Source organism: Streptomyces sp. NRRL S-378 (genome assembly GCF_000720645.1).
Classification (GTDB): domain Bacteria; phylum Actinomycetota; class Actinomycetes; order Streptomycetales; family Streptomycetaceae; genus Streptomyces.
On sequence record NZ_JOBX01000003.1, the window covers coordinates 185,861 to 193,435 of the forward strand.

General features: G+C 73.1%; 5 protein-coding genes. All 5 read right to left on the bottom strand.

Annotated features, from left to right (window positions below):
• Positions 1-31: 31 nt before the first annotated feature.
• Positions 32-1,648: a glycosyltransferase family 2 protein gene (locus IH80_RS0104000; protein ID WP_037878785.1), complete on the bottom strand. Its 1,617-nt coding sequence runs from the start codon at positions 1,646-1,648 to the stop codon at positions 32-34.
• 70 nt (positions 1,649-1,718) lie between these two features.
• Positions 1,719-3,164: a GTPase ObgE gene (gene obgE, locus IH80_RS0104005; RefSeq protein ID WP_030957724.1), complete on the bottom strand. Its 1,446-nt coding sequence runs from the start codon at positions 3,162-3,164 to the stop codon at positions 1,719-1,721.
• Between the two features lie 177 nt (positions 3,165-3,341).
• Positions 3,342-3,596, bottom strand: a complete 255-nt coding sequence (gene rpmA, locus IH80_RS0104010; protein WP_030840805.1) for a 50S ribosomal protein L27 — start codon at positions 3,594-3,596, stop codon at positions 3,342-3,344.
• Positions 3,597-3,609: 13 nt separating this feature from the next.
• Complete coding sequence (gene rplU, locus IH80_RS0104015; RefSeq protein ID WP_015033583.1) at positions 3,610-3,930, bottom strand: 50S ribosomal protein L21; 321 nt, start codon at positions 3,928-3,930, stop codon at positions 3,610-3,612.
• Positions 3,931-4,205: 275 nt separating this feature from the next.
• Positions 4,206-7,575, bottom strand: a 3,370-nt coding sequence (locus tag IH80_RS0104020) for an Rne/Rng family ribonuclease (RefSeq protein ID WP_030957726.1), incomplete at its 5' end; no start/stop codon positions are given.

A 7,575-nucleotide genomic window follows, 5' to 3' on the forward strand; every position in this document is an offset into this window, starting at 1 on the left:
GGTGGGGAAAGCGCAGCGGGGCGCATCCGGTTCAGCCCGCCCCCCGGGCCGCCCGGGCCCGGTGGAGGCGGTTGCGTACGAGCTGCAGGGCTCCCTCGGCGCCCGGCGCGAGGCGCAGCGCGAGGGCGCCGGCCCCCGTCCGGTAGGGCTGCGCCAGCAGAACACCGTACCGGCTGCTGGGCAGGGCCCGACGGCGGAGCAGCCGGCCGCGGGGGCGCAGGGAGGTGAGCACCGAGCTCCCGTCGGCGCACCGCACGCCCACCCCGACGTTCCAGGCCTGCATCCTGCGCAGCCCCCGGCGGCGGCCGGTGACGGCCAGGTCGGCGAGCCGGAACGGCAGCACGGCCATCCAGCCGCCGCTGCGGTCGGGCAGCAGCTCGACGGGGCGCGCGAGGACGGCCTCGCCCCCGGCCCGGGGCATGAAGCTCAGCCGGGCGGTCTGCGGGCCGGCCCCGGCGAGGCGTCCGTAGAGGTCGTGCACGCGGATCCGGACGGCGCCGCGGCCGGCCGGCTCGGCGTCGACGGTGACGGGCAGCTCCTCGACCGGCAGCGTCGTCAGGCCGTCCAGCTCGACGGGGAGCTCCTCGCTCCACACCGGCTCGCCGGAGGCGCCGACGGCGTACGGGGGCAGCAGGCGCGGCGGTTCGGCCGCGAGGCGGGTGAGCCGCTCGACGTCGGCGGGCGGCGTCTCGGTGGCGCGCAGCACCCGGACGATCCAGCGTGCGTGGGCCGCGGCCGCGTCGACGTCCGCCTCGGCGAAGGTGTCGACGTACTCGCGGGTGAGGGTCCACCAGGCGGCCCGGTAGCCGGGGTCCGAGCCCAGCTCGCGCAGGTACATGCGCAGGTCGTACTCCAGGAACTTCACCTGGCAGGCGCTGCCCAGGACCGGGGAGGCCGCGGCGAGGGTCCGGGCGGCCGTGCGGTGGGCCTCGATGCGGGAGCGCCAGTTCCCGACGTCCTTGCGGTCCAGGGAGATCGACACCTGGGCGGCGCTGCGGCGCACGTGCCACACGTAGACGAGGTCGCCGGTGACGGCGATGCGGGGGGCCGCGGCGAGCACGCGGGACGTGAAGACGAAGTCCTCGTAGATGAAGCGGCCGTCCGGGAAGCGCAGGCCGTGCTCCTCCAGGAAGGCGCGCTCGTAGAGCTTGTTGACGCAGAGGGTGTCGCGGACGAGCTCGGGCCGGTCCGCCGGGCGCTCGATGACGTCGCCCGGGGTGTAGAGACCGGGCATCCACGGCACGTCGTGGTGCTGGGGCAGCTCGCGCCGCACGGCCGCGCCGACGGTGACCGGGGCGCGGTGCTCCTCGGCGGTGCGCACCAGGGCGTCCGCCGCGCCCGGCGGCAGGATGTCGTCGCTGTCGAGGAAGAGCACGTACCGGCCGGACGCCGCGGCGATCCCGTCGTTTCGGGGGGTGCCGCACCCGCCGCTGTTCTCCGTCCGGTGCACGACCTTGAGGCGGGGATGGACGGAGGCCAGTTCGTCCAGCACCCGCGCGGTGCCGTCGGACGAGGCGTCGTTCACCGCGATGACCTCGGTGACCACCGGGCCCTGGGCGAGGGCCGAGGAGACGGCCTCGCCCACGAGTCCGGCGTCGTTGTACGCGATGACCACGACCGAGACCGTGGGGAGGTTGCTGCTGTTCACCCGGAGGATCCTAGGCGACCCGCATAAAGACGCCTTCAAACCCTCCGGGGCGGATCACCCCGGGAGGGAACTAGAACGGCCGGAACTCGTCGTACTCCTTCTGCGCCGAGTCCCCGCGCCGGGCTTCCTTCTCCTTGCGGCGCTGGGTGGCCGGGCGCGGTGCCTCCATGCGGTGGTCCTCACCGCGGCGGCCCAGCATCTCGGCACCGGCCATCATGGTCGGCTCCCAGTCGAACACGACCGCGTTCTCGTCGGAGCCGATGGCGACGCCGTCACCGGCGCGGGCGCCGGCCTTCTTGAGCGCGTCCTCGACACCGAGGCGGTTGAGCCGGTCGGCCAGGTAGCCGACGGCTTCGTCGTTGTTGAAGTCGGTCTGGCGGACCCAGCGTTCCGGCTTCTCGCCGCGCACCACGTACACGTCCTCGGCCTCGTCGTAGGCGACGGTGAAGCCGGCGTCGTCCACGGCCTTCGGGCGGATGACGATACGGGTCGCCTCCTCCTTCGGCTTGCGGGCGCGTGCCTTGGCGATGACCTCGGCGAGGAAGTAGGAGAGCTCCTTCAGGCCCGTACGGGCGACCGCGGAGACCTCGAAGACCTTGTAGCCGCGCGCCTCCAGGTCGGGGCGCACCATGTCGGCGAGCTCCTGGCCGTCCGGGATGTCGACCTTGTTGAGGACGACGAGGCGCGGGCGCTTCTCCAGCCCGCCGCCGTAGAGCTTGAGCTCCTCCTCGATGACGTCGAGGTCGGCGATCGGGTCGCGGTCGGTCTCCAGGGTGGCCGTGTCCAGGACGTGCACGAGCACCGAGCAGCGCTCGACGTGGCGCAGGAACTCGAGGCCGAGGCCCCTGCCCTGGCTGGCGCCGGGGATCAGGCCCGGGACGTCGGCGATCGTGTAGACGGTCGAGCCGGCGGTGACGACGCCCAGGTTCGGGACGAGGGTGGTGAAGGGGTAGTCCGCGATCTTCGGCTTGGCGGAGGAGAGCACGGAGATCAGCGAGGACTTGCCGGCGCTCGGGAAACCGACCAGCGCCACGTCCGCGACGGTCTTGAGCTCCAGGACGATGTCGCCGGTGGTGCCGGGGACGCCGAGGAGCGCGAAGCCGGGGGCTTTGCGGCGGGCGGAGGCGAGCGCGGCGTTGCCGAGGCCGCCGCGGCCGCCCTCGGCAGCCACGTAGGTGGTGCCCTGGCCGACGAGGTCGGCGAGGACGTTGCCCTGCTTGTCGAGGACGACGGTGCCGTCCGGAACGGGCAGGATCAGGTCCTGGCCGTCCTTGCCGGAGCGGTTGCCGCCCTCGCCGGGCTTGCCGTTGGTGGCCTTGCGGTGGGGGCTGTGGTGGTAGTCGAGCAGGGTGGTGATCGCCTGCTCCACCACCAGGATGACGTCGCCGCCACGGCCGCCGTTGCCGCCGTCGGGGCCGCCGAGCGGCTTGAACTTCTCCCGGTGAACGGAGGCGCAGCCGTGGCCTCCGTTACCCGCGGCGACGTGCAGCTCGACGCGGTCCACGAAGGTGGTCATGGTTGTTCCTCCAGATACAGCGGTGATAGTCCGGAATGTCCGGTGGCAGGCCTTGCTGCCCATTAAACGTGTCTATGGGACAACGCGCCGAGGGCGGACCTCTCTTCCCGGCCTGAGCCGGGAAGAGCTGAGATCCGCCCTCGGGAAGTTACGAACGCTCGATCAGCCGAAGCTGGATCAGGCGGCCGGAACGATGTTCACGACCTTGCGGCCACGGTGCGTGCCGAACTGCACGGAACCGGCCTGCAGCGCGAACAGCGTGTCGTCGCCACCACGACCGACACCCGAGCCCGGGTGGAAGTGGGTGCCGCGCTGGCGGACGAGGATCTCGCCGGCGGAGACGACCTGACCGCCGAAGCGCTTCACGCCGAGCCGCTGGGCATTGGAGTCGCGCCCGTTCCGGGTGGACGATGCGCCCTTCTTGTGTGCCATGTCTCAGTCCCTCTTACTTCGCAGCCGCGGGGATACCGGTGACCTTGATCGCCGTGTACTGCTGACGGTGACCCTGGCGACGGCGGTAGCCGGTCTTGTTCTTGTAGCGCAGGATGTCGATCTTGGCGCCCTTGTGGTGGTCCACGACCTCGGCCGTGACCTTGATGCCGGCCAGGACCCACGGGTCGCTGGTCACGGCGTCGCCGTCGACAACGAGCAGGGTCGAGAGCTCGACCGTGTCGCCAACCTTGGCAGTGGAAATCTTGTCAACCTCAACGATGTCGCCGACAGCAACCTTGTGCTGGCGACCACCGCTGCGCACGATGGCGTACACGCGGATCTCTCTCTCACTCGGGACGGATGCTCCTGAAGCCAGCCGCTCAGGCGGGCCGGGGCCCACGCTGATCCGGAATGGACGAGCGGCCTCTCCCGCACAGCGCTTGCGCGCGGTACGCGGGAGGAAGGTGCTCAGGAGCGCGGCGCACGCTGGACGGATTCGTCCAGGACACGCCGACGGTCTAGGTTACGGGGCCGGTTCCGGAGGGTCAAACCGGGCCCCGCACGGCCGTGGGCCCCGCCGGTCGGCGGGACCCACGGTCACGGGACGGATCAGCCCTCGGTCGGGGCCGAGACGGACGGGGCAGCCTGCTGCTCCGCCGCCGCGGTCTTCTTCGTCGTCCGCTTCGCCGCGGTCTTCTTGGTCGTGGCCGCCTTCTTGGCCACGGTCTTCTTGGCGGCCGCCGCCTTCTTGGCCGGGGCCTTCTTCGCCGTGGTCGCCTTCTTGGCCGGAGCCTTCTTGGCGGCCTTCTTCGCCGGCGCGGCCTCCTCGGCGGGCGCGGCTTCCTCGGCCGGCGCAGCGGCTTCGGTCACCGGGCTCTCCACGACCACCACGGCGGCCTCCGCCGCACCTGCCGGGGAACCGGCGGGCGCGGTGGCCTTGCGGGTGGCACGGCGGCGCGGACGGGCCGGAGCGGCCTCCACCACGGGGGCCTCCTCGGCCTCGGCGACGGGCTCGGCCTCGGCGACGGGCTCGGGCTCCGGCACGACGACCGGCTCGGGCTCCGGCTCCGGCTCCGGCTCGACCACCGGGGCCGGTTCGGCGGCGACCGGCGCGGGCGCGGTGGCCTTACGGGTCGCCCGGCGACGGGTACGGCCCTTCGGCGCGGCCTCCTCGACCGGGGCGACCGGGGCGGCCTCGACGGTCTCCGCGGCCTCGACTGCCTCGGCGACGACCTCGGAGACCGGTTCCAGGACGGTGTCGGCAGGCTCGGTCACCGGCTCGGCGACGACCTCGGCCACCGGGGCCGGGGCCTGCGCCGGAGCGGCTTCGCGCCGCGGGGCGCCCGCCGGAGCGGTCGCCTTGCGGGTGGCCCGGCGCCGGTTGCGGCGGCCGCTCAGGCCCGCCGCGGCCTCCGCCTCGGCCGGGGAGCCGTAGAGCTCCTCGCCCGCGGCGAACTCCGGCTCGGGCAGCGCCTTCGGCACCGCGACCTCGGCGGCGACCTCGGCCTCGGTCTCGAAGGCCTCGAGCTCCGCCTCGGCGGTCTCGACGGTCTCGACGTCGTGGTCGTGCTGGTCGAACTCGGTGCGGCCACCACGGCGCTTGGAGCGCTTGCCGTTGCCACCGCCGCCGATCGCGGCCGGCGTCTCCATGTGGACGATGACACCGCGGCCGTTGCAGTGGACGCAGGTCTCGGAGAAGGACTCCAGCAGACCCTGGCCGACCCGCTTGCGGGTCATCTGGACCAGGCCCAGCGAGGTGACCTCGGCGACCTGGTGCTTCGTACGGTCGCGGCCCAGGCACTCCAGCATGCGCCGCAGGACCAGGTCGCGGTTGGACTCCAGGACCATGTCGATGAAGTCGATGACGACGATGCCGCCGAGGTCGCGCAGCCGCAGCTGGCGCACGATCTCCTCGGCCGCCTCCAGGTTGTTCCTGGTGACGGTCTCCTCGAGGTTGCCGCCCTGACCGGTGAACTTGCCGGTGTTGACGTCGATGACGATCATCGCCTCGGTCTTGTCGATCACGAGGGAGCCGCCGGAGGGCAGCCACACCTTGCGGTCGAGCGCCTTGGCGAGCTGCTCGTCGATCCGGTACGTCGCGAAGACGTCGACCTCGGAGGTCCAACGCTGGAGCCGGTCGGCCAGGTCCGGGGCCACGTGCGAGACGTAGCCGTGGATGGTCTCCCAGGCGCCGTCACCGCTGACGATGACCTTCGAGAAGTCCTCGTTGAAGATGTCGCGCACGACGCGGACGGTCATGTCCGGCTCGCCGTACAGCAGGGACGGCGAAGAGGTCGTGATCTGCTTCGACTTCTTCTGGATGTCCTCCCACTGGGCCTGCAGGCGCTCGACGTCACGGCGCAGCTCGTCCTCGCTCGCGCCCTCGGCGGCGGTGCGCACGATGACGCCGGCGTCCTCGGGGACGATCTTCTTGAGGATGGTCTTCAGGCGCGCGCGCTCGGTGTCGGGCAGCTTGCGGCTGATGCCGGTCATCGAGCCCTCGGGCACGTAGACCAGGTAGCGGCCGGGCAGCGAGACCTGACTGGTCAGGCGGGCGCCCTTGTGGCCGATCGGGTCCTTGGTGACCTGCACGAGGACCGACTGGCCGGACTTGAGGGCGGACTCGATGCGGCGCGGCCCGTTGGCCATGCCGAGCGCCTCGAAGTTGACCTCACCGGCGTACAGGACGGCGTTGCGGCCCTTGCCGATGTCGATGAAGGCGGCCTCCATCGACGGCAGCACGTTCTGGACCTTGCCCAGGTAGACGTTGCCGACGTAGGAGGTGGCCTCTTCCTTGTTGACGTAGTGCTCGACGAGCACGTTGTCCTCGAGGACGCCGATCTGGGTGCGCTCGCCGGACTGGCGGACGACCATCACCCGCTCGACGGCCTCCCGGCGGGCCAGGAACTCGGCCTCGGTGATGATCGGCACGCGACGACGGCCCTGCTCGCGGCCCTCGCGGCGGCGCTGCTTCTTCGCCTCCAGGCGGGTCGAGCCCTTGATGGACTGGACCTCGTCGGACGGCTCGGCCTTCTCGCGCGCCGGGCGCGGCTCGCGGACCTTGACGACGGTGCGCACGCCGTCCTCGTCACCGGCCGACTCGCCGGTCACGTCGGCGGGCTCACCGCTGCGGCGACGGCGACGGCGGCGACGGCGGCTGGAGGTGGAACCGAGGGCCTCTTCGGTCTCCTCCTCCTCTTCCTCGTCGGCCTCCTGGGCCTCGGCCTCGGCCTCGGCCTCGTCCTCTGCGGACTCGTCGAGGTCGGCGGCCTCGCCGCGACGGCGACGGCGGCCACCACGACGGCGGCGGCGCGAGGGGCGCTCGCCCGACTCGTCGCCCTCGTCGAACTCGGCGGACTCGGCGGACTCGTCCTCGAGGTCGGCGGCCTCGGCCTCCGGCTCCTCCTCGGCGAGCACCTCGGGCAGGGAGACCGGCGCGGCCTCGGCGGCGCCGCGGCCACGACGGCGGCGACGGCCTGCGGGCTGCACGGGCTCGGCGGGAGCGGCGGCCTCGACCTCCTCCTCCTCGGCCTCCTCGGCCTCGGCCTCGGCGGCGGCCGCGGCGGCGGCCATGGCGGCGGTCTCGGGGGTCTGGAACATCGGCTCGGTGAAGACCGGCGCCTGGAAGACGGCCACGGCGGGACGCACCGCGCGGCGGGCGCGGGCCGGAGCGGCGGGCGCCTCGGCGGCCTCGGGCTCGGCGGCGGGCTGCTGCGGGGCGGCGGCGGCCGCGGTGGTGGAACGGGTGGCGCGGCGGCGGCCGCGCTTCGGGGCGTCCACGGCGTCGGCGACGGTCACGGCGCGGGCGGCGGCGGCCTTGGGGGCCTCCTCCGCGGCGGCGGCCGGAGCTTCGGCAACCGGAGCCTCGGCGGCCTCGGTGACCGGAGCGGCCACGGCGCGGGTCGCACGACGACGGGCACGCGGAGCCGGAGCAGCCGCAGCCTCCTCGACGGCCGGAGCCGGAGCAGCCTCGACGGCG